This window comes from Wenzhouxiangella sp. 15190 (assembly GCF_003417465.1).
Lineage (GTDB): Bacteria > Pseudomonadota > Gammaproteobacteria > Xanthomonadales > Wenzhouxiangellaceae > Wenzhouxiangella.
The window spans coordinates 23134-43025 of the sequence record NZ_QVMV01000002.1; the positions used below are offsets into that span (position 1 = coordinate 23134).

At 64.4% G+C, this 19892-nt stretch carries 16 protein-coding genes; 10 read left to right on the forward strand and 6 right to left on the reverse strand.

Annotated features, from left to right (window positions below):
* Positions 1–19: 19 nt before the first annotated feature.
* Positions 20–421, reverse strand: coding sequence for a thioesterase family protein (locus tag DZK26_RS14680; protein ID WP_116897839.1), 402 nt, complete (start codon positions 419–421; stop codon positions 20–22).
* Positions 422–627: 206 nt separating this feature from the next.
* The gene (gene uvrA, locus DZK26_RS00235; RefSeq protein ID WP_116897838.1) at positions 628–3498 is read right to left on the reverse strand and encodes an excinuclease ABC subunit UvrA; all 2871 of its coding nucleotides are present in this window, start codon (positions 3496–3498) and stop codon (positions 628–630) included.
* A 243-nt stretch (positions 3499–3741) separates the two neighbouring features.
* On the opposite strand from uvrA, the gene DZK26_RS00240 reads away from it, so the two are divergent.
* The 7 genes from DZK26_RS00240 to DZK26_RS00270 all read left to right on the forward strand — a co-directional run bounded on the left by DZK26_RS00240 (position 3742) and on the right by DZK26_RS00270 (position 10588).
* The gene (locus tag DZK26_RS00240; RefSeq protein WP_147306630.1) at positions 3742–6138 is read left to right on the forward strand and encodes a DUF6351 family protein; all 2397 of its coding nucleotides are present in this window, start codon (positions 3742–3744) and stop codon (positions 6136–6138) included.
* Between the two features lie 107 nt (positions 6139–6245).
* On the forward strand, positions 6246–6557 hold the full coding sequence (gene rplU, locus DZK26_RS00245) for a 50S ribosomal protein L21 (protein ID WP_116897836.1): 312 nt from the start codon (positions 6246–6248) through the stop codon (positions 6555–6557).
* 3 nt (positions 6558–6560) lie between these two features.
* Positions 6561–6821 (forward strand): 50S ribosomal protein L27, encoded by a 261-nt coding sequence (gene rpmA, locus DZK26_RS00250; protein ID WP_116897835.1) that lies wholly within the window; start codon positions 6561–6563, stop codon positions 6819–6821.
* A gap of 353 nt (positions 6822–7174) precedes the next feature.
* On the forward strand, positions 7175–8224 hold the full coding sequence (gene cgtA, locus DZK26_RS00255; protein WP_116897834.1) for an Obg family GTPase CgtA: 1050 nt from the start codon (positions 7175–7177) through the stop codon (positions 8222–8224).
* 53 nt (positions 8225–8277) lie between these two features.
* On the forward strand, positions 8278–9870 hold the full coding sequence (locus DZK26_RS00260; RefSeq protein ID WP_181918339.1) for a DUF4139 domain-containing protein: 1593 nt from the start codon (positions 8278–8280) through the stop codon (positions 9868–9870).
* 71 nt (positions 9871–9941) lie between these two features.
* Positions 9942–10175 carry a FitA-like ribbon-helix-helix domain-containing protein gene (locus DZK26_RS00265; RefSeq protein WP_116897832.1) on the forward strand — a complete coding sequence of 78 codons (234 nt, stop codon included), beginning with the start codon at positions 9942–9944 and terminating at the stop codon, positions 10173–10175.
* A complete protein-coding gene (locus DZK26_RS00270) occupies positions 10172–10588 on the forward strand; it encodes a type II toxin-antitoxin system VapC family toxin (protein WP_116897831.1) in 417 nt (138 codons plus the stop codon). The genes DZK26_RS00265 and DZK26_RS00270 overlap by 4 nt, the downstream gene beginning before the upstream one ends.
* A gap of 218 nt (positions 10589–10806) precedes the next feature.
* Here the strand turns inward: DZK26_RS00270 and rpsT are convergent, their stop codons facing one another.
* Positions 10807–11070 carry a 30S ribosomal protein S20 gene (gene rpsT, locus DZK26_RS00275; RefSeq protein WP_116897830.1) on the reverse strand — a complete coding sequence of 88 codons (264 nt, stop codon included), beginning with the start codon at positions 11068–11070 and terminating at the stop codon, positions 10807–10809.
* Positions 11071–11199: 129 nt separating this feature from the next.
* Here rpsT and murJ point away from each other — a divergent pair, with 129 nt between their 5' ends.
* Entirely contained in the window at positions 11200–12813 is a 1614-nt protein-coding gene (gene murJ, locus DZK26_RS00280) for a murein biosynthesis integral membrane protein MurJ (RefSeq protein ID WP_116897829.1), read from the forward strand.
* A 101-nt stretch (positions 12814–12914) separates the two neighbouring features.
* Here murJ and DZK26_RS00285 read toward each other — a convergent pair whose 3' ends face one another.
* The 3 genes from DZK26_RS00285 to DZK26_RS00290 are packed head-to-tail and all read right to left on the reverse strand — an operon-like array spanning position 12915 to position 15783.
* The gene (locus DZK26_RS00285) at positions 12915–13862 is read right to left on the reverse strand and encodes an ArsA family ATPase (RefSeq protein ID WP_181918338.1); all 948 of its coding nucleotides are present in this window, start codon (positions 13860–13862) and stop codon (positions 12915–12917) included.
* On the reverse strand, positions 13853–14110 hold the full coding sequence (locus DZK26_RS14210) for a cory-CC-star protein (protein ID WP_181918337.1): 258 nt from the start codon (positions 14108–14110) through the stop codon (positions 13853–13855). Before DZK26_RS14210 ends, DZK26_RS00285 begins: the two co-directional genes overlap by 10 nt.
* Positions 14107–15783: a carbon starvation protein A gene (locus tag DZK26_RS00290; RefSeq protein WP_116897827.1), complete on the reverse strand. Its 1677-nt coding sequence runs from the start codon at positions 15781–15783 to the stop codon at positions 14107–14109. The genes DZK26_RS14210 and DZK26_RS00290 overlap by 4 nt, the downstream gene beginning before the upstream one ends.
* Before the next feature lie 117 nt (positions 15784–15900).
* Here DZK26_RS00290 and DZK26_RS00295 point away from each other — a divergent pair, with 117 nt between their 5' ends.
* Both DZK26_RS00295 and ileS read left to right on the forward strand, forming a co-directional pair.
* The gene (locus DZK26_RS00295; protein ID WP_116897826.1) at positions 15901–16821 is read left to right on the forward strand and encodes a bifunctional riboflavin kinase/FAD synthetase; all 921 of its coding nucleotides are present in this window, start codon (positions 15901–15903) and stop codon (positions 16819–16821) included.
* 256 nt (positions 16822–17077) lie between these two features.
* Positions 17078–19882 (forward strand): isoleucine--tRNA ligase, encoded by a 2805-nt coding sequence (gene ileS / locus DZK26_RS00300; protein WP_116897825.1) that lies wholly within the window; start codon positions 17078–17080, stop codon positions 19880–19882.
* Positions 19883–19892 lie beyond the last annotated feature (10 nt).

The window sequence follows — 19892 nt, forward strand, 5'->3', positions numbered from 1 at the left end:
AGCAGTTTTTCCAGAGGTTTTAGTGGCCCAGTTCCCGGATGCAGGTCGGAAGCGGCACCGGTTCGCCCTTGTTCTTGTCGATCCATACCAGCGTGCAGGTCGCGTCGGCGTAGACCGTCGCCTCACCACCGTCTTTCGGAACCGACCGGATCTCGTGCTCGAGCTTGATCGACGAGCGCCCCGGTGACAGGGGATTGAGCGTCACCTCGATATCCTGCGGCCAGTACATCGGTTGGCGGAAATTGATGTTGATATTGGCCACCACCGGCCCGGTCTCGCCTTCCTGCCAGTGACTGGGCACCGATTCCATCCAGTGCGCCCGGCAGTCCTCGATATAGCGCAGGAAGACCACGTTGCTGACGTGGCCGAAGGCATCCATGTCGCCCCAGCGGACTGCGAGTTTTATCTTGAATTCGGACATCCGGTGGCTTCCGGTGGAATATCCAATGGATTGTAGCGCCGTGGCGTCGGTTGGAACTCGCAAATTCGAAATTCGAAGCACCAAACTCGAAACAAGCACGAAATCCGAAATGAGCGCATCCCCGCTGTGCGACGTCTTAAATCGTTTGGGTTTTCGTGCTTCAAATTTGTTTCGGATTTGATGCTTCGTATTTCGTGCTTCGGCCGTCAGGCCGTCTTCTTCCTCTTTATGCCCAGCATATCGGCCAGATACTCCCCGGTCCACGACCCTTCCGCTCTCGCGATTTCCTCGGGCGTGCCGGTGGCGATGATCCGGCCGCCGCGCTCGCCGCCTTCCGGGCCGAGGTCGATGATCCAGTCGGCGGTCTTGATCACGTCCAGGTTGTGTTCGATCACGACCACCGTGTTGCCCTCGTCGCGCAGGCGATGGAGGACTTCGAGCAGGTGCTTGATGTCGTGGAAGTGCAGGCCCGTGGTCGGTTCGTCGAGGATGTAGAGCGTGTTGCCGGTATCGCGCTTGGACAGTTCGCGGGCGAGCTTGATGCGCTGGGCTTCGCCGCCGGACAGCGTGGTCGCGCTCTGGCCGAGCGTGATGTAGCTCAAGCCCACATCCATCAGCGTCTGGAGCTTGCGCGCGATCGCCGGTACCGGCTCGAAGAATTCCAGCGCCTCCTCGACGGTCATGTTCAGCACTTCGTGGATGTTCTTGCCCTTGTAGGTCACCGACAGGGTTTCACGGTTGTAGCGCTTGCCCTTGCAGACGTCGCAGGGCACGAAGATATCGGGCAGGAAGTGCATTTCCACGCGGATCACGCCGTCGCCCTGGCAGGCCTCGCAACGACCACCCTTGACGTTGAAGGAGAACCGTCCCGGCTTGTAGCCGCGCGTACGGGCTTCCTGGGTGGCGGCGAACAGTTCGCGGATGGGCGTGAACATGCCGGTGTAGGTCGCCGGGTTCGAGCGCGGCGTGCGCCCGATCGGGCTCTGGTCGATGTCGACCACCTTGTCGTAGAGATCCAGCCCGGAATGGCCCTGATGCGGCGAGGGGGTCTCGGAGGCTTTATTGAGCTCGCGCGCGAGCAGCTTGTAGAGCGTGTCGTTGATCAGCGTCGACTTGCCCGAGCCCGATACGCCGGTCACGCACACGAAGCGCCCGGCGGGCAGTTCCAGGTCGACCGACTTGAGGTTGTTGCCGGTGGCGCCTTCGAGCCGGAGCATGCGATTGCGATCGGGCTTGTGGCGTTTCTTTGGCACCGCGATTTCGCGGCGGCCGGCCAGGTAGTCGCCGGTCAACGAGTCCTCGCAGTCGACCAGGCCCTCGGGCGTGCCGTTGTAGACGATTTGCCCGCCGTGCACGCCGGGCCCGGGGCCGATGTCGACCACGTGGTCGGCCGAGCGGATCGCTTCCTCGTCGTGTTCGACCACGATCACGGTGTTGCCCAGGTCGCGCAGGCGGAACAGGGTCTCGAGCAAGCGGGCGTTGTCGCGCTGGTGCAGGCCGATGGAGGGCTCGTCGAGCACGTACATCACGCCCACGAGGCCGGCACCGATCTGGCTGGCCAGACGGATGCGCTGGGCCTCGCCGCCGGACAGCGTATCGGCCTGGCGGTCGAGGGTCAGGTAGTCCAGGCCGACGTTGACCAGGAAATGCAGGCGCTCGCGGACCTCTTTCAGGATCCGCCCGGCGATCTCGCCGCGCCAGCCGCCCAGTTCCACCCGGTCGAAGAATTCCAGGCAGCGCTCCACCGACCAGCTCGAGACATCCGGCAGCGACTTGTCGGCGATGTAGACATGGCGCGCGGCGCGGCCCAGGCGCTGGCCGTGGCACTCGGGGCAGGCGCGCGTGGAAATGTAGCGTGAGAGCTCCTCGCGCACGATGCGCGAATCGGTCTCGTGGTAGCGCTTTTCCAGGTTGGGGATGATGCCCACGAAGGGATGCTTGCGCGTCTGCGTGCCGCGCTCGGACAGGTAGCGGAAGGCGATCTTCTCGTCCCCGCTGCCGAACAGGATGATCTGTTGCAGCTCCTCGGGCAATTCGCCGAAGGGTGTCTCGATATCGAAGCCGTAGTGCTTGGCCAGGGACTGGATCAGCTGGAAGTAATAGGCGTTGCGCCGGTCCCAGCCGCGGATGGCACCGCCGGCCAGCGACAGCTCGCGGTTGGCCACGACGCGGTCGGGGTCGAAGTACTGCTTCATGCCCAGGCCGTCGCAGGTCTCGCAGGCCCCGTTGGGGTTGTTGAAGGAGAACATGCGCGGCTCGAGCTCGGGCAGGCTGTAGTCGCATACCGGGCAGGCGTAGCGGGCCGAGAACAGCATCTCCTCGATGGCGCTGTCGCTATCCCCCGGATCGGAGTCCGGGGCGGGCATCGGCGCGACCACGGCCAGGTTGTCGGCCAGCGCCAGTGCGGTCTCGAAGCTCTCGGCCAGGCGCTGGGCCAGATTCTCGCGCACGCGGAAGCGGTCGACCACCGCCTCGATGGTGTGCTTCTTCCTGAGTTCGAGCTTCGGCAGCTCGTCGTCGAGATCGATCACCTCGCCGTTGACGCGGGCGCGCACGAAGCCCTGGGCGCGCAGTTCCTGCAGTACCTGCACGTGCTCGCCCTTGCGGTTGCGCACGATGGGGGCGAGCAGCATCAGCTTGCTGCCCTCGGGCAGGTTGAGCACGGTATCGACCATCTCCGAGACGGTCTGGGCGTCGAGCTCCTCGCCATGTTCCGGGCAGCGCGGCGTGCCGACGCGCGCGTACATCAGGCGCAGGTAGTCGTGGATCTCGGTCACGGTGCCGACGGTCGAGCGCGGATTGTGGCTGGCCGCCTTCTGTTCGATCGAAATCGCCGGCGAGAGTCCCTCGATGCTGTCGACATCGGGTTTTTCCATCATCGAGAGGAACTGCCGGGCGTAGGCCGACAGCGACTCGACATAGCGCCGCTGGCCTTCGGCGTAGATGGTGTCGAAAGCCAGCGATGACTTGCCCGAGCCCGACAGGCCGGTAAAAACGATCAGCCGGTCGCGGGGGAGCTCGACATCGATATTGGCCAGGTTGTGGGTGCGCGCGCCGCGGACGCTGATCGACTTCATGGTCGTGAACAGGAATTTTGGGACAAGCCGTCTAATATATCGCGTCTGGCATGAACAGAGCAAAATCGACGTAGTTATGAATGGAGTCGTCAACGGCTGTCTCCATTTGGCCATCCGGCTCGCTTGACGGACGAGTTCCGGGAGCGCTAATGTTTTCAAAACTGTGATGTGCGCCACAAACGGTCCTGCCCCGGCAAGGACGAATCGGGAGGGTGGCAACGAGACCAAACGAGGGAGAAATTCATGGCTAGAAAACTTCAGCGGTGGACCTGCCGCAGCATCCTTACCATCGGCGTCGCGACCTTGACTGTCGGCTTTTGTCTGTCGGCATCGGCAGCGACTTCGGGCTTCTGGCAGACGCCGCTTCAGGAGGGTTCGGAGAACGCTGGCTCAATTCGCGTGCTGTCGAGCGCGCCCGACCAGGTCACCGGGGGAGACGCCCGGGTAGCCATCGAGTTGCCGCCGGGGCATGTCGGCAGCCTTGTCATGGTCAACGGCAGCATCGGGGTGACCAGTCTTCAGAAGAAGGGCAATCGGCTTGAAGGCATGATCAAAGGGCTCGATGTCGGCAGCAATACCGTCGGAGTCTGGCATTTCCGCTTCAATGAAGGTCTTTTCTTCCTCGAGCGCGGGGGAACGACCGAGTTGGTCAACCACCCGATCACGGGGCCGCTCTTTTCCGGGCCGCAACAGCAGCCTTTTGTCTGTACCGTTGCCTCCGAGTTCGGGATCGAGCCGAAAATCGATGGCAGCAGCCCCCCGGGCTTCCGGGTCTACGATGAATCCGGAAATGTCGTCGGCTACAGCACCAACTGCTCGATCGATTCCTTCGTCACGTACCACTATCGAACCACCGATGACCAGTGGGCCGATTGGCCGGAGGACGGATCCACGCCGGAGGATCTCGCCACGACCGTCACCATTGACGGCGATGAAGTCGAGTTCGTCGTCCGTGTCGAGCGCGGCACCATCAATCGCTTTATCTACAGCTACGCCATGCTGGTCGATCCGGCCACCATTGGCGAGGCCGACAGCGAAACCGACACCAGCCGGTGGAACGGGCGATTGCTCTATCATTTCCAGGGCGGCGTCGGCATCGGCCACACCCAGGGTGGCTGGGCTGCCAGCCGGGCCATGAAGGCCGACGTGCTCGGCCTCGGCCACGCCATCGCCTATTCCACCGGAACGCGCACCGGTGAGCACTACAACCTGGAAGTCGGCGGCGAGACCGCGCTGATGACCAAGGAAGGCTTCGTCGAACGCTACGGCGTGCCGATTTACACCGTCGGACTCGGCGCGTCCGGGGGTGCGATCCAACAGTACGTCTACGGCCAGAATCACCCGGGGCTGATCGACGCGGCGATCCCCGAACGCTCCTACCCCGACATGGTCACCCAGACCATTCATGTCGGCGATTGCGAACTGCTCGAGCACTACATGGACGTGACCGACCGGGACAATCCCTTCTGGCAGACCACGAAGAACCGCAGCCTGCTGGTGGGGATGAACGCGACCGACCTGTTGGGTAATCCGTTCGAGGAAGCACAGAAAGCCATGGGGTATGCCGCCGCACCGGGCATGACCGAGTGCGTCCCGGCCTGGCGCGGGCTTTCGCCGCTGGCGCTGAACCCGCATTTCGGTGCCGTGGACAACGCCGAGCACTACGAACCCCTGTCCGACATCCAGTCCATCGAGTGGACGCACATGGATGACCTGCGCAATATCTACGGCGTGGGCGATGACGGGTATGCCCGTCGTGCGGTCGACAACGTCGGCGTGCAGTACGGGCTGCAGGCCTTCGTGAATGGCGACATCGATGCCGAACAGTTCCTCGAGCTCAATGCCCGGGTTGGCGGCTGGAAGCCCTCCGCCGAAATGGTCCAGGAGGGTTACCCATTCATCGGTGAACCGACACCGGAGAACTTCGACCCATGGAGCCGCCGTAACATGATGCTCGGCGACGGTGAAGCACCCGCGCCGCGGCACGAGGGCAACGTGGAGGCGATCGCCGCCTTGTACGAGTCCGGTCAGGTATTCCACGGCCAGATCGACATTCCGGTGCTCGACATCCGCGACTGGCTCGAGCCGATCCTGGACATGCACAATTCCCACCAGAGTTTTGCCGCGCGGCAACGCATCCTTGACCACATGGGATCGGCCGATCACCAGGTGGTCTGGTTCGCGGGCATCGGCGAGGAACCGCCGTTCAATGTCGGCGAGTTCAACCTCGAACTGACCGCGGTGACGGTGATGGACGAGTGGATGCAGAACATCCTCGCCGATCCGGATGCGGGTATCGTGGCCAACCGACCCGAAGAAGCGGTTGATGCCTGTTTCCGCTACGATGGCGAGGTGCTCGCGGCCGGCGACGGGGTATGGGACGGCATTCTCGACGATGGTCCCATGGGCGAATGCGCCGAGACCTTCCCGGTCTATTCCACCTCGCGCATCGAGGCAGGCGGTCCGATTGACGGCGATGTGTTCAAGTGCCAGCGCAAATCCGTCGACGCGGCGCTGGACGACGGCACCTATGGTGATCGCGAGTTCACGGCCGACCAGGTCGACCGTCTCGAAGAAATCTTTCCGCAGGGTGTGTGTGACTACAGCCTTCCGGACGCCGGGCGACCGCAGGATCTGTAGGCACGATCACCGCTATCGGGCGGTCGCCGCCCGATAGCATTGACTGGAAATACCGACTCCGGTAGAATTCCCGCTCTTTACTGGCGAGCTTTTGCGGAGATTCATCCATGTACGCGGTATTTTCCACCGGCGGCAAGCAGTACCGGGCCTCTGAAGGCGACGTTCTGCGCATCGAAAAGCTGGAGGCCGAGAAGGGCTCCAAGGTCGAGATCGACCAGGTTCTGATGGTTGGCGAAGGCGACGACGTGCGCGTCGGTGCCCCGACTGTCGAGGGCGGCAAGGTGACCGCCGAAGTGGTCGACCATGGTCGCGGCGACAAGATCCGCATCATCAAGTTCAAGCGCCGCAAGCACCACATGAAGCAGATGGGTCACCGTCAGTACTACACCGAAATCAAGATCACCGGAATCGAGGGCTAAGCAATGGCTCATAAAAAGGCAGGCGGCTCCACTCGCAACGGCCGCGACTCCAATCCGAAATACCTGGGTGTCAAGCATTACGGCGGCGAAGCCGTGGTGGCCGGGAACATCCTGGTCCGCCAGCGCGGCACCCGTTTCCATGCCGGCAACAACGTCGGCGTGGGCCGCGATCACACCCTGTTCGCCCTGTCCGACGGCAAGGTCAAGTTCGAACAGCGCGGCAAGCCCGTACGCAAGTTCGTGACGGTCGAACCGGCCGAATAAGTAACGAGGCAGCGAAAAAACTTAGCATCCCGCCCCAAACCGGATGCCGAGCGTGGCCCCGCCTGAGTGCGGGGCTTTTTCGTATATGGCGGGCCCGTCCTTAAAACCTTTAAAACGCAAAGCAGCGAAGCAGCAAAGAACGCAAAGAAAAACATGAAACCACGGAAGACACGGAAGATCACGGAAACCTTCTATTTAGAGAACTTTTTATTCCGTGCCTTCCGTGCTTTCCGTGGCCACATTTTTTCCTTTTCGTTTCCTTAGCGTTCTTTGCTGCTTAGCGTCTTTGCGTTTTAAAGGTTTTCCTGCTTACAGCGCCCGCCGACCCGACTACGACCGAGTAAACTGACAGCATGAAGTTTGTTGATGAAGCCAGTATTCGCGTCACTGCCGGTAACGGCGGGCACGGCTGTGTCAGTTTCCGGCGCGAGAAATACATTCCCAAGGGCGGCCCTGACGGTGGTGACGGGGGCGACGGCGGCGATGTCTGGCTCGAGGGCGATTCCGGGCTGAACACCCTGGCGGATTTTCGCCACGCCCGGCAGTTCAAGGCAAAGAACGGCCAGCCCGGGGCCGGGCAGCAGCGCAGCGGCAAGTCGGCCGACGACGTGGTCGTGCGCGTTCCCTTGGGCACCATCGTTCGCGCCGCCGAGACCGATGAACTCATCGGTGAAGTGCTCGAGCACGGCCAGCGCCTGCTGGTCGCCCGCGGTGGCCACGGCGGCAGGGGCAACATCCACTTCAAGTCGTCGACCAATCGCACGCCGCGCCAGTCCACGCCCGGCACGCCGGGTGAGGAGCGCGGCCTCCATCTCGAACTGAAGGTGCTGGCCGACGTCGGCCTGCTGGGCTTCCCCAATGCCGGCAAATCGACCCTGATCAGCGCCGTATCCGCGGCCCGGCCCAAGGTGGCCGACTATCCGTTCACCACCCTGCACCCGAATCTCGGCGTGGTCAGCCTCGAGCCCGGGCGCTCGTTCGTCATCGCCGACATTCCCGGCCTGATCGAGGGTGCGGCCGAAGGCGCCGGCCTCGGTATCCAGTTTCTCAAGCACCTGCAGCGAACCGGCCTGCTGCTGCACCTGGTCGAAATCGCGCCGGTCGACGGCAGCGACCCGGCCGACCAGGTCCGCGCCCTGGAGCGTGAGCTCACGCGTTTCGACGAAGCACTGGCCGGGCGCGAGCGCTGGCTCGTGCTGACCAAGATCGACCAGCTCGACGAAGAACTCGTCACCGAGATCTCGGCCGAGATCATCGAACAGCTCGGCTGGACCGCGCCCTGGTACGCCATTTCCTCGGTTGCCCGCAAGGGGCTGGACAGGCTCAGCGGTGACGTGATGAACTACCTGGAGCAACGGGGGCAGATGGAAGCGGGCGGGAGCGCCAGTTTCGCGGGCGATTGAACCGCGGCGATTTTCGACCCTCCAAAGCCAGTGTCACCTCACGGAGCATGACCATGATCAGAAGCTTGTTGGTGTTTATTCCCTTTCTCTGGCTGATTCCGGCTTCGGCCGCGATCGAGTCGGTCACCGTCTTCCCGGACCGCGCCACCGTCACCCGCGTCGTCGAAATGAACGTCGAGGCCGGTTCCGGTGAACTGGTCCAGCCCGACTTGCCGACGAATCTCTCGCGCGACAGCCTGCGCATCTCCGCCACCGGGCCGGACGGCCTGCGCCTGGGCGCCTACCGGCTCGAGACCCGCCGCGGCAGCGAGCGCGTCAGTGAGCGGGCGCGGGATATCGAGGAGCGCCTGCAGTCATTGCGCGACCGGCGCGATGCCGTCGACGACGACATCGAGGCGCGCGAGATGCAGTTGGCTCTGTTGCGTTCGCTCGCCGGCGGCGCGGGGCAGGGCGACGAGAAGCTTGCTGTTGACGGCTGGTCCGAGGCCATGCAGATGATCGGCAGCGGCGCCGAGGAAGTGCTCGCGGCGCGCCGGCAGCTCAGTCTGGAACAGCGCGAACTGGAAGAGGAGATTGAAAGGCTCGAACAGGAATTGGCCGACCTGGGACAGCAGCAACAGGACACGTTGCGCCTGAGCCTGGCCTATGAGAGTGCATCGGCCGGCGCTACGGCATTCACCATCGAGTACACCGTTAGCGGCGCGTACTGGCGGCCGGTTTACGAGTGGCGCCTGGATACCGGAGCCGACGAGCTGCAGGTCGTCCAGTTCGCCGAAGTGCGCCAGCGTACGGGCGAAGACTGGTCGGATGCCGAGCTCAATCTTTCACTCTCGCGGCCCTCGGCGGGCGGTAGATTGCCCGAAGTCTCATCCTGGTGGGTGGATGTCCAGCCCCCTGAGAAGAAGGATTCGGGCGACCGGGCCCGGGTGGCCGGCGACCAGCTTCAGCGCAGCGAGATGGAGCTTGCGGCCGCGCCCGCGGCTGAGGCGCAGTGGGACGGTGCCGAACTGGTCGGCAGCGAATACACCCAGGCTTATCGCGTGCCCGGACGCGCCAGTGTGGCTGCCGACAACCAGCCGCATCGTTTCCGGCTCGACGAATTCAGCGTGGACGTCGCACTCAGTGCCCGAACGGTGCCGCGCTATCAGCAAACCGCCTGGCTATACGCCGAAGGCACCTGGGAAGGCGAACTGGCGCTGCCGCCGGGATCGGTCACGCTCTACCAGGACAGCACCCTGGTCGGACAGGCCCGGTTCGACGGTGTGGCGCCGGGCGGGGAACTGGCCTCGAGTTTCGGCGTGGACGATCGCATCACCGTCGAGTACGAACTCGTTCGCGACGACCGCGCGACCGAAGGCATGCTGAGCAAGTCGACCGTGCTGATCCGCACTCACCGCATCTCGGTCAGCAACGGTCATTCCCGTGCAATCGACCTGACCGTGTTCGACGCCATGCCCGTCTCCCGCGACGAGCGCATCGAAGTCTCGCTGGCGGAGTCGACCACCGACCCCGACCGCCGCGATGTCGACGATCGTCCCGGTGTGCTGGCCTGGGATCGAGCGCTTTCGGCCGGAGAGGAGCTGGAACTGACTCTCGGCTACCGGCTCAAATTCCCGAAAGACCTGCCCGGCGTCCAGGGCTGGTAGGTTCACACCCATGCTAGCGTACGCTGGCAATGCTATCATATGCTCTCACCAACAAGCGGGGTGAAGCACACATGGCGAACCTGAGCGTTAGACGGCTGGACGACGAAACACTGGAGCTGCTGCGGGTTCGCGCAGCCCGGCATGGTGTTTCCATGGAAGAGGAGGTGCGTCGAATCATTCGCGAGTCGGTCTCTGCTCCCGCTCGCCTGGGCGATTTGGCGCTAGAGTTTTTCGGTGAATCGTACGGCGCGACCATCGAATTGCCGGAGCGTAAGCCCCACGAGCCCATTGATCTGGATGCATGATCCTTCTCGATACCAACGTGCTGTCCGAATTGATGAAGGCTCGTCCTCAGGCTGGGGTGATTGCCTGGTTGAACGAAATGGAGACGACGCAGTTGTGGCTAAGCACCATCACGATTGCAGAGCTCGAGTATGGCCTGCAGGTGATGCCGGGCGGCGAGCGGAAGACAATGCTGAAACATCGATTCGACGGTTTCGTCGATTCGGCGTTCTCCGGCCGTGTGCTTGGATTCGGTTTCCGGCCTGCCGTCATTTACGGGGAAATTATGTCGCATCGACGTAGTGAGGGCAGGCCGATGAGCGTTCCGGATGGGCAGATTGCTTCGATTGCTTTGAGCCGGGGCCTCAAGTTGGCAACCCGCAACACCAGGGATTTCCAGGACTGCGGACTGGATCTGATCAATCCTTTCAAGTGACCAGTCGATTGCACTGCAAAGAAAAAGCCGCGCTCGATGGCGCGGCTTTTTCGTGTTCGACTTACGCTTCGCCAAGAAGTCTCTGGAAAACGTAGCGAGCGGGTGGCTGACGGTGGCCGCCGGAGCGGAAAAACCGGAGTGTATATGGTCAATACATGAGGATTTTGAGCACCGCCGGACGCCGTCAGGCGCACGCGCAGTAGTTTTCCAGGGACTTCTCAGCTCATGTCGCGCAGATGCTGGTTGAGCCGCGACTTGTGGCGTGCGGCCTTGTTGGCGTGCATGATGCCCTTCGACACGGCACGATCGACAGCCGGCACGGCCGCCTTGTAGGCTTCCTCGGCAGCGGCCTTGTCGCCCGACTCGATGGCGCGCAGCACCTGCTTGATCTTGGTGCGCACGTGCGAACGCTGCGAGGCATTGTGTTGCCGATGCTTCTCGGACTGGCGGGCACGTTTGCGGGCGGATACGCTATTGGCCACGTTGGAATCTCCTGAAATACTGTCGCTGAAAGATTAAGCAGGGAATTATCGGATGAATCGGCTCGAGAGTCAACAACTGCCAGCCCCCGGCGTGCCGGCCCCTGGTGCCTGTTGCCCGGTGCCGTGCCAATGAGTTTGCTGCGCTCGGTTTTCAGCTTCGGCTCGATGACGCTCATCTCGCGCATTCTGGGCTTCGTGCGCGACGTGGTCTTCGCGCGCTGGTTCGGGGCCGGGCCGGCGATGGACGCCTTCGTCTTCGCCTTCAAGATTCCGAATTTCCTGCGCCGGCTGTTCGCCGAGGGTTCGTTCTCGCTCGCCTTCGTGCCGGTGCTCAACGAGTACCGCGAAAAGCACGACCACGCGCAGCTCAAATCCCTGATCGACGCGACCGCGGGCAGCCTTCTGGCCGTGTTGCTGGTGGTCACCGCGCTGGGCATGTTCGCTTCCGGCTGGGTGGTCACCCTGTTCGCGCCGGGTTTCATCAACGACCCGGAGACGTTCGCGCTCGCCGCCGACATGCTGCGGGTGACCTTTCCCTACCTGTTGTTCATCGCCCTGACGGCGCTGGCCGGCGGCATCCTCAACACCCTCGGTCGCTTCGCCCTGCCGGCCCTGACGCCGGCGCTGCTCAATATCTCGCTGATCACCGCGGCGGTGGTCGTCAGCCCGATGTTCGAGCAGCCGGTCAAGGCCCTGGCCTGGGGCGTACTGATCGCCGGCGTCCTCCAATTGCTGGTGCAGTTGCCGATACTGGCCCGGCACGATGTGCTTCCGCTGCCGAAGCCCGGTTTCGGGCATGCCGGTGTCAAGCGCATCATGAAGCTGATGGTGCCGACCCTGTTCGGGTCTTCGGTGGCCCAGGTCAGCCTGCTGTTCGACGTGTTCTTCGCCTCGCTGTTGACCTCCGGCTCGCTGGCCTGGCTGTACTACGGCGACCGGCTGATGGAGTTTCCACTGGGGATGTTCGGGGTGGCACTGTCGGTCGTCATCCTGCCCACGCTGTCGTCCCTGCACGCCAGGGACGGCCGCGAGGAATACCGGGCCACGCTCGACTGGGCCATGACGCTGGGGTTGGTCATTGCCATGCCGGCGGCGGTCGGCCTGGCCATCGTGGCCGAGCCGCTGGTCATCACGCTGTTCCACTACGGCGCATTCTCCGACCGCGATGCCGCCATGGCTGCGGCGGCCTTGCTGGCCTACACCCTGGGCCTGCCGGCGTTCATCGGCGTCAAGATCCTGGCGCCGGCGTATTTCTCGCGACAGGACACCAAGACACCGGTCAAGGTGGCCATCATCGCGTTCGCGGCCAATATGGTGCTGAACGTGCTGTTTGCCGTCTCCATCGCCCTGTGGCTAGCCGGCGGCAGCTACGAAAATGGCTTTCTCGCCATGCTGTCGGACCATCCCGGCGCGCACGCCGGCCTGGCGCTCGCCTCGAGTGTGTCGGGCTGGATCAACGCATCATTGCTTTGGCGCGGCCTGCGGCATGAATCGCTGACGCCGCGGCTGCCGTGGCTGCGCGTGGGCCAGGTTGCGGCCGGTTGCCTGGCCATGGCGCTGGTCCTGTACCTGTTGCAGCCGGATTCGGTGCACTGGCTCGAGGCCGGCACGGCCTGGCGGATCGGCATGATCACCCTCGTGATCGGGGGCGGTACGGCCACCTATGCGCTGGTGCTCCTGGCCGCCGGTCTCCGCCCGCATCATGTCGCCCGTCCGCACAAGGTCCAATCAAGCGATTCGTAGGTCGCGGTAACATCCGCGACGGACGAGGTCCGTAATCTGAACACGCATCGCTGACCTTGGCCGGCATTCCAAACGTCGTCCGTCGGCCATGTGAGGCCGACCTACGTCCGTGGCCGGCAGGGCCGCAGGAAAGTCAGCAATTCGGCAAGCTCATCGGGCCCGGTCGGAGATTCCGCGCGCAACTCGAGTTCGTGCAGCGGCAGGTCCGGAATCTGCCGCGCGAGTTCGTCGATCCAGCGTTGCTGTTGCTTCCGGCGGCGGGCGATGAAGTCGTGGTCGTCGTCCGGAAATACGCCGTTGACGATGCAGCCGGCCACTTCGATGCCGGTTTGTTGCAGTTGACCGGCCAGGCGCACGCTCTCGAGCACCGGTAGCCGTTCGGGCGAACACACCAGCAGCGCGCCGCAGCACTCGGCGTCGGTCAGGGCGCGACCCACCGTTTCCAGGCGCGCCTGACGGCGCTGCAGGCGGTCGGCAATGCGGCGGCTGCGTTCCGACACGCTTTCGTCGTGGCCGCGTTCTACATTCAGCCGGTCATGGCGCTGCTGTTGATCGAGCAGCTCGTCGGTCCAGCGCCCCAGCGATTCGGGCAGCTGGAGCAGGCGCAGGGTATGGCCGCCCGGGGCGGTGTCGAGCACGATCCGCGCATAGTCGCGACCGACGCCGTCGAGCAGCCCGGCCAGCCAGTCGATCAGCGCGGCCTCGACGGTGCCGGGTGCGTTGTGCGCCAGCGCCATGTGCCGGTCGATGTCGGGCCAGGTATCGGGGTGAGCATAGTCGCGCAGGGCGCGGGCCACCTGCTCGACGTGTTCGGCGGCCAGTCGTTCGGCGTCGACCTCGATCGCGTCCAGGCCGGCTTCGACCGTTGAAGGTTCGTGGCCCAGCGTTGTCTGGAGCACGTCGCCGAGCGAATGCGCCGGGTCGGTGGAGACCACCAGCGTGCGATGTCCTGCGCGTGCGGCTTGTACCGCCAGGGCCGCCGAGACGGTGGTCTTGCCCACGCCGCCCTTGCCGGCGACCAGAACTACCGGCTGATCGCTCAGCAACAACGCGGGCAATCCAAAGGCGAGTGGGACAGGCCCATGCGTCGGTGCCAGTCGTGAAAATCGTCGGCCAGCAGGGGCTTGAGTTCCAGCAGCAAACCGGCGGCGGGGTGATCGATGCCCAGCGCCTCGGCATGGACCAGCAGCATCAGCAGGTCGTGGCGGTCGCGCCGGATGCGGGCCAGCTCGCGGCTGTGGCGGGCGTGATAGAGCGTCTCGAGAAAGGCGTCGAGCCGACGCATCAGCCGCCTCATGCCGCCTCCCGTCCGTCGCTGCGGCGGGCACGTACCAGGGCGCCGGCGGTTTCCAGGGCCACGAACACCGCGGCGACCAGGATCAATGCGTCCATGCCCAGCAGGAACCATTCACCGGCGCGATAGAAGTCGACGAGCTGGTAGAGCAGGGCGGCGACGGTCATGGCGATGAGGCCGAGCATGGGTATCAGCAGCGGCCAGGACGGCCGGCCCTGGCGCGCCACCAGCAGTCCGACGACCAGCAGCGTCAGGGCGGCCAGCAACTGGTTGGTGGTGCCGAACAGCGGCCAGATCACCAGGCCGCCGGTGCCTTCCGTGCCCCCGGCGCCGAAGGCCAGGCCGACGCAACAGCCGACCGCCAGCGCGGTCGACGGGCCCTTGCGAAGCAGCAGCCCAATACCGTAGATCTGGCCCCATTCCTGGACGATGTAGCGCTGGAGTCGCACCCCGGTGTCCATCGTGGTGGCCGCGAACAGCACCGCCATGACCGCCAGCAGGGTGGTGCCGACGGCCACGGGAAGGCCGTAGCCGGTGTTCATCAGGTTGGCGCCGCCCTGGACGAAGGCCGCCAGCCCGCCGGAGGCAAAACTGGAATAGAGTTCATTCCACTCGCCCAGGGTGGCGAAGCCGGCCGTGCAGGCCAGGATGGCCGCCAGCGCCAGGCAGCCCTCGCCGACGGCACCGAAATAGCCGACGAAGCGCGCGTCGGATTCGCGATCGAGCTGCTTGGAAGTCGTGCCCGAAGCCACCAGGCCGTGAAAGCCCGAGATCGCCCCGCAGGCGATGGTCACGAACAGCAGCGGGATCATGGGCGGAATGTCGTCGGGCAGGCCGGTGTTGATCATCGGCGCGACCACTTGCGGATTGGCCAGCAGCACGGCGGCGAACAGCAGGCCCAGCCCGATGAACAGCTGCAGGCCGTTGATGTAGTCGCGCGGCTGCAGCAGCACCCACACCGGCAGCAGCGAGGCGATGGCGGCGTAGGCGAACAGCACGACGATCCACTGCGCGTTCGGGCCCAGCCCGAGTGCCGTCTCGGGCAGCGCCACGGGCACGTACTGGCCCAGCCAGATGGTGAAGTACAGCACGGCGACGCCGGCGATGGAGAGCCAGGCCAGGCCGATGCGGCCGCGCCGGATGAGCTGGCCGAGCACCAGGGCCACGGCGATGGCGCTCCAGGCCGGCACGACACTTTGCGGATAGTCGACGAACAGGCGGGCGATGACCACCGCGAACACCGCGTTGACCATCAGCAGCAGCAAAAAAATGACGATCATGAACAGCGCCCGCGTGCGGCCGCTGACGAGCGCGCCGGTGAGCGCCCCGACCGACTGGCCGCGGTTGCGTATGCTGGCCCAGATGGCGCCGAAGTCGTGCACCCCGGCGATCAGGACCGTGCCCAGCACCACCCAGACGAAAGCCGGCCCCCAGCCCCAGATGACCGCGATGGCGGGCCCGACGATGGGCGCGGCGCCGGCCACCGAGGTGAAGTGATGCCCCCACAGCACGAAGCGGTTGGTTGGCACGTAGTCGATGTCGTCGCGCAGGGTGTGCGCCGGGGTCGGGCGGCTGTCGTCGAGGCGGTAGATGCGCTCGGCGATCCAGCGCGAATAGACCAGGTAGCCGAGGGCGAAGATTCCCAGTCCGATGAACAGCAGGGCAATGGCGTTCATGATGTGAAGCGGTGATCGATTCGCCCCAAGGATTGGTCACCGGGCGACGGCTGTCAATGCATGCTCATTAGTAACCGCGCCGCGGCGCTCGAAACCCGGTAGAATTCGTCGCCTGCCATGCGACTCATCCGACACCTCAATTCCGATCGCGAAGACCTGCCCGCCACCTCGGTGACCGTGGGCAATTTCGACGGTCTGCACCGCGGTCACCAGGCGCTGATCGACGCCACCCGTGACGGCGCGGGCAAACTCGTGCCCGCCCTGATGTGTTTCGAGCCGCTGCCGGCGACCTTCTTCAAGCCGGAGGCGCCCCAGCCGCGCCTGCTCAGCGTGCGGGACCGGATCCGGCTGGTTCGCGATTTCGGACTGGAGCTGATGTTCATGCCGCGCTTCGACGCCGCCTTCGCGCGCCAGAGCCCGGAGCGCTTCGTGCGTGACGTGCTGGTCGCCGGTGCCCGCGCCGAGCGCGTGGTCGTCGGGGCGGATTTCCGCTTCGGCTCGCGGGCCGCGGGAGATGTGGCCATGCTCGAAAAGCTGGGCCGGCGCTACGGTTTCTCGGTCGAGCGCGTCGAGGCCGTCGCCGACGGCGATGAAAGAATCTCGTCGACGCGCATTCGCACCGCCATGTTCGAGGGTGACCTGCGCGAGGTCGAACGTCTGCTGGGCCGGCCGTACCGGGTATCGGGGCGGGTGCTGCGGGGCCGGGCACTGGGCCGCGACCTGGGCTTTCCGACGATCAACATCCGGCCGCCGATGCCGCCAGCGCTGACCGGCATCCTGGCCGTGCGCGTCTCCGGCGACGGTCTGGACGCGCACCCGGGCGTGGCCAGCCTGGGCCGTCGCCCGGTCCTGGGCGGTACCGACTGGCTCCTCGAAGTGCACCTGTTCGATTACGATGACCACCTGTACGGCAAGCATCTCGAAGTGGAGTTCGTCGAGTTCATCCGAAACGAAGAACACTTTGACGATCTCGAGACGTTGACCGAGCAAATGAAGAAGGATGCCGAGAAGGCGAGGAACGTGCTCGCGCGACAATGACCAAGTACCAAATGACAATTTTCAAACAAGGACCAAGGACCGAATGAATCAATGACCGAAACAACCCCGGCCCAGCTGAGCGGGTTTCGATCATTGCAAATTGAACATTGAAATTTGTTTGTCAATTGGAATTTGGTGATTGAAAATTTTCTCATGGAGTCGACCGAAGCCGCGTCCGTCGGGGATGTAACCCCGACCTACGAAGCCTGAAATTAATACTTCACACTTCACACTTAACACTTCACACTCCATCCCCATGGACTACAAAGACACCATCAACCTCCCCAAGACCGGCTTCCCGATGAAAGCCTCCCTCGCCCAGCGCGAGCCGAACATGCTCGAGCAGTGGTATGCCGACGGGCTCTACGAGCGTATCCAGAAGGGCACGGAAGGGCGCGAGACTTTCGTGCTGCACGACGGCCCGCCGTATGCCAACGGCGATATCCACATCGGGCACGCGGTCAACAAGATCCTCAAGGACTTCGTGGTGCGCTCGGCCCTGCTGGCCGGCTACCGGGCGCCCTACGTGCCGGGCTGGGACTGCCATGGCCTGCCGATCGAGCTGCAGGTCGAAAAGAAGGTGGGCAAGGTCGGGCAGAAGGTCGATGCCGCTACCTTTCGGCAGAAATGCCGCGAGTACGCTGAAAAGCAGATCGACAACCAGCGCACCGACTTCAAGCGCCTGGGCGGGCTGGGTGACTGGGACAATCCCTACGCCACCAAGGACTTCAGGTACGAAGCCGACATGCTGCGGGCGCTGTCGAAGATCGTCGAGCGCGGCCATCTCAAGCGCGGCGTCAAGCCGGTGCACTGGTGCTTCGATTGCTCCTCGGCCCTGGCCGAGGCCGAGATCGAATACCAGGACAAGACGTCCACGGCAGTCGACGTGCTGTTCCCGGCCGCCGATGTCGGCGAGCTGGGCAAGCTGTTCGGCGTCTCCGGCCTGGCCTCCGATGCCGGCATCGTCATCTGGACGACCACCCCCTGGACCATCCCGGCCAACCAGGCGGTTTGTCTCAACGCCGAACTGGACTACGACCTGGTGCGCGGCCAGCGCGAAGGCGAGCAGCGCGACCTGGTGATCGCCAGCGAGCTGCGTGAGTCCGTCGCCGAGCGTATCGGTCTCGAAAAGGTCGAAGTGCTGGGCACGATCAAGGGCTCGGAACTCGAATACCTGAAGCTCCACCATCCTTTCCGCGACTACGACGTACCGGTGGTCCTGGGCGACCATGTCACGACCGAAACCGGTACCGGGGCGGTCCACACGGCACCCGGGCACGGCCAGGACGATTTCGACGTCGGCCTCGAATACGACCTGCCGGTGGTCAACCCCATCGACGGTCGCGGCGTGTTCGTCGAGGACACGCCCGTGGTCGGCGGCGAGCACGTCTGGAAGGCCAACGCCAGTCTGGTCGAGCACATGCGCGCCAACGGCACGCTGCTGGCCGACGAGGACTTCGGCCACAGCTACCCGCACTGCTGGCGCCACAAGACGCCGACCGCCTTTCGCACCACGCCGCAGTGGTTCATCGCCATGGACCAGGCCGGCCTGCGCGAACAGGCACTCGAAGCCATCGACCAGGTGCGATGGGTGCCCGAATGGGGCCAGGCGCGCATCCGTTCGATGATCGAGACCCGGCCGGACTGGTGCATTTCGCGCCAGCGGACCTGGGGTGTGCCGCTGGGCTTCTTCATCGACCGCGACAGCCAGCAGCCGCATCCGGATACCGCCGAACTGCTGCAAAAATTTGCCGATATCGTCGAACAGGACGGGGTCGACGCATGGTATTCGGACGACATCGCCGAGCGCCTGGGCGTCGATTCGGAGCAATATGAGGCGGTGCCCGACATCCTGGACGTGTGGTTCGACTCGGGGGTCACCCATCATTGCGTGCTCGACCAGCGCCCCGAACTCAAGCGCCCGGCCGACATCTACCTGGAAGGCTCCGACCAGCACCGCGGCTGGTTCCAGTCCTCGCTTTTGACCTCGGTGGCCATGCACGGCATCGCGCCCTACGAGCAGGTGCTCACCCACGGCTTCACCGTCGATGCCGAGGGCAAGAAGATGTCGAAGTCGCAGGGCAACGTGATCGCCCCGCAGCAGGTCATGAAGACCCTCGGCGCCGACATCCTGCGTCTGTGGGTGGCCGCGGCGGACTACCGCCAGGAAATGAGCGTCTCCGACGAGATCCTCAAGCGCGTGGCCGATGCCTACCGGCGCATCCGCAACACCGCGCGCTTTTTGCTGGGCAACCTGCACGATTTCGATCCGCAGTCGAACAGTCGGTCACTCGACGAGCTGTTGCCGCTCGACCGCTACGCCGTCGACATGGCCGCCCGATTGCAGGACGAAGTCACCGACGCCTATCGCAACTATCGCTACCTCAACATCTACCAGGGCGTGCACCATTTCTGCAGTGTCGACATGGGTGCGTTCTACCTCGACATCATCAAGGACCGCCTGTACACGCTGCCGGCCGACCACCCGGCCCGCCGCTCGGCGCAGACGGCCATGCACCACATCCTCGAGGCCCTGGTGCGCTGGCTCGCACCGGTATGCTCCTTCACCGCCGAGGAAATCTGGCAGGAAATGCCGGGCGGGCACGACGAGTCGGTCATGCTCGCGACCTGGTACGAGGGGCTCGAGACCGGTGACCAGGCCACGCGGGAAAGCATGCAGCGCCTGCGCAAGGTGCGCGAGGTGGTCGGCCCCTGGCTCGAGCAACTGCGGCGCGACAAGACCATCGGCGCCTCGCTGGCGGCCGAAATCACGCTGGAGGCGACGGGCAAGCTGGCCGAGGAGCTGGAAGCCGTCGGCGACGAACTGCGTTTCTTCTTCATCTCCTCGGACGTGCATCTGGCGCCGGTCGCCGAGCCGATGGAAACCGCCGAGATCGATGGCGACACGCTCAAGGTGGCCGTCAAGCCGAGCGAACACGCCAAGTGCGTGCGCTGCTGGCACCACCGCGACTCGGTCGGCAGCAACCCGGACCACCCGGAAATTTGCGCTCGCTGCGTGGAAAACATTAAAGGCCCGGGCGAGACCCGGCGCTGGGGCTAGCGGCAATGTT